This is a genomic window from Komagataeibacter nataicola, from assembly GCF_003207795.1.
GTDB lineage: Bacteria > Pseudomonadota > Alphaproteobacteria > Acetobacterales > Acetobacteraceae > Komagataeibacter > Komagataeibacter nataicola.
Window position 1 is genome coordinate 2,501 of sequence record NZ_NIRT01000069.1, and the last position, 2,283, is coordinate 4,783.

1 rRNA gene (running past one end of the window) is annotated in these 2,283 nt (G+C 55.1%); it reads left to right on the forward strand.

Going from position 1 to position 2,283, the window contains the following annotated elements:
* Positions 1 to 2,283 (forward strand): 23S ribosomal RNA (locus tag CDI09_RS17090); its annotated part reaches 16 nt to the left of the window's first position; the annotation flags it as partial.

The window sequence follows — 2,283 nt, forward strand, 5'->3', positions numbered from 1 at the left end:
GCATTCGGTGGATGCCTTGGCACCAGGAGGCGATGAAAGACGTGGCACGCTGCGAAAAGCCATGGGGAGCCGCGAGCAGGCTTTGATCCGTGGATATCTGAATGGGGCAACCCACCCAGCGATGGGTATCATGTTCTGAATACATAGGGACATGAGGCGAACCCGGGGAACTGAAACATCTAAGTACCCGGAGGAAAAGACATCAATTGAGATTCTGCTAGTAGTGGCGAGCGAACGCGGAACAGGCCAGTGGCTGTTTTTGAAGAAGCAGAACGGAATGGAAAGTCCGGCCAGAGCGGGTGATAGCCCCGTATGCGTAGTGTCAGGAACAGTCCTTGAGTAGGGCGGGACACGTGAAATCCTGTCTGAACATGGGGGGACCACCCTCCAAGCCTAAATACTCCCTGGTGACCGATAGTGAACAAGTACCGTGAGGGAAAGGTGAAAAGCACCCCGACGAGGGGAGTGAAAGAGACCTGAAACCGAATGCCTACAAGCAGTCGGAGCCTCTTATGGGGTGACGGCGTACCTTTTGTATAATGGGTCAGCGAGTTTCTGTTTGCAGCAAGCTTAAGCCGTTAGGTGTAGGCGCAGCGAAAGCGAGTCTGAATAGGGCGACGAGTTGCTGGCAGAAGACCCGAAACCGAGTGATCTAGCCATGGCCAGGCTGAAGGTGCGGTAACACGCACTGGAGGGCCGAACCCACGCCTGTTGAAAAAGTCGGGGATGAGCTGTGGCTAGGGGTGAAAGGCCAATCAAACTCGGAAATAGCTGGTTCTCCGCGAAATCTATTGAGGTAGACCGTCGAGTATTACCCCGGGGGGTAGAGCACTGGATGGGCTAGGGGGGCCCAAAGCCTTACCAAACCTAACCAAACTCCGAATACCCGGAAGTATGAGCTCGGCAGACAGACAGTGGGTGCTAAGGTCCATTGTCGAGAGGGAAACAGCCCAGACCACCAGCTAAGGCCCCCAAATCGTGGCTAAGTGGGAAAGGATGTGAGGATTCCAAAACAACCAGGAGGTTGGCTTAGAAGCAGCCATCCTTTAAAGAAAGCGTAATAGCTCACTGGTCTAATAGAAACCTTGCGCCGAAAATGTAACGGGGCTCAAGCCACGTGCCGAAGCTGTGGGTGCATTCTATGAATGCGCGGTAGCGGAGCGTTCCGTAGGTCTGTGAAGGAGACGGGGTGACCCTCTCTGGAGATATCGGAAGTGCGAATGCTGACATGAGTAGCGACAAACAGTGCGAGAAACACTGTCGCCGAAAGTCCAAGGGTTCCTGCGCAAGGTTAATCCGCGCAGGGTGAGCCGGCCCCTAAGGCGAGGGCGAAAGCCGTAGTCGATGGAAACCGGGCAAATATTCCCGGGCCTGCCAGAAGTGACGAATACAATATGTTGTCGGGTCTTATCGGATTGATCCGGCTTTTGGAGTATTCCAGGAAATAGCTCTGGCATATAGACCGTACCCGAAACCGACACAGGTGGACTGGTAGAGAATACCAAGGCGCTTGAGAGAACGATGCTGAAGGAACTAGGCAAATTACTTGCGTAACTTCGGGATAAGCAAGACCCGTCAGTGGGCAACCATCGGCGGGTGGCACAGACCAGGGGGTAGCGACTGTTTAGTAAAAACACAGGGCTGTGCGAAGTCGAGAGACGACGTATACGGCCTGACGCCTGCCCGGTGCCGGAAGGTTAAGAGGAGGTGTGCAAGCACCGAATTGAAGCCCCGGTAAACGGCGGCCGTAACTATAACGGTCCTAAGGTAGCGAAATTCCTTGTCGGGTAAGTTCCGACCTGCACGAATGGCGTAACGACTTCCCCGCTGTCTCCAGCATCGGCTCAGCGAAATTGAATTCCCCGTGAAGATGCGGGGTACCCGCGGTCAGACGGAAAGACCCTATGAACCTTTACTGCAGCTTTGCAGTGGCATCAGAGACATTCTGTGTAGGATAGGTGGGAGGCTTTGAAACCGGGGCGCCAGTTCCGGTGGAGCCATCCTTGAAATACCACCCTGACTGTTTCTGATGTCTAACCGAGGCCTGTTAGCCAGGTCCGGGACCCTGCATGGTGGGCAGTTTGACTGGGGCGGTCGCCTCCCAAAGTGTAACGGAGGCGCGCGATGGTGGGCTCAGGCCGGTCGGAAACCGGCTGTCGAGTGCAATGGCATAAGCCCGCCTGACTGTGAGAGTGACAGCTCGATCAGAGACGAAAGTCGGCCATAGTGATCCGGTGGTCCCGCGTGGAAGGGCCATCGCTCAACGGATAAAAGGTACTCTAG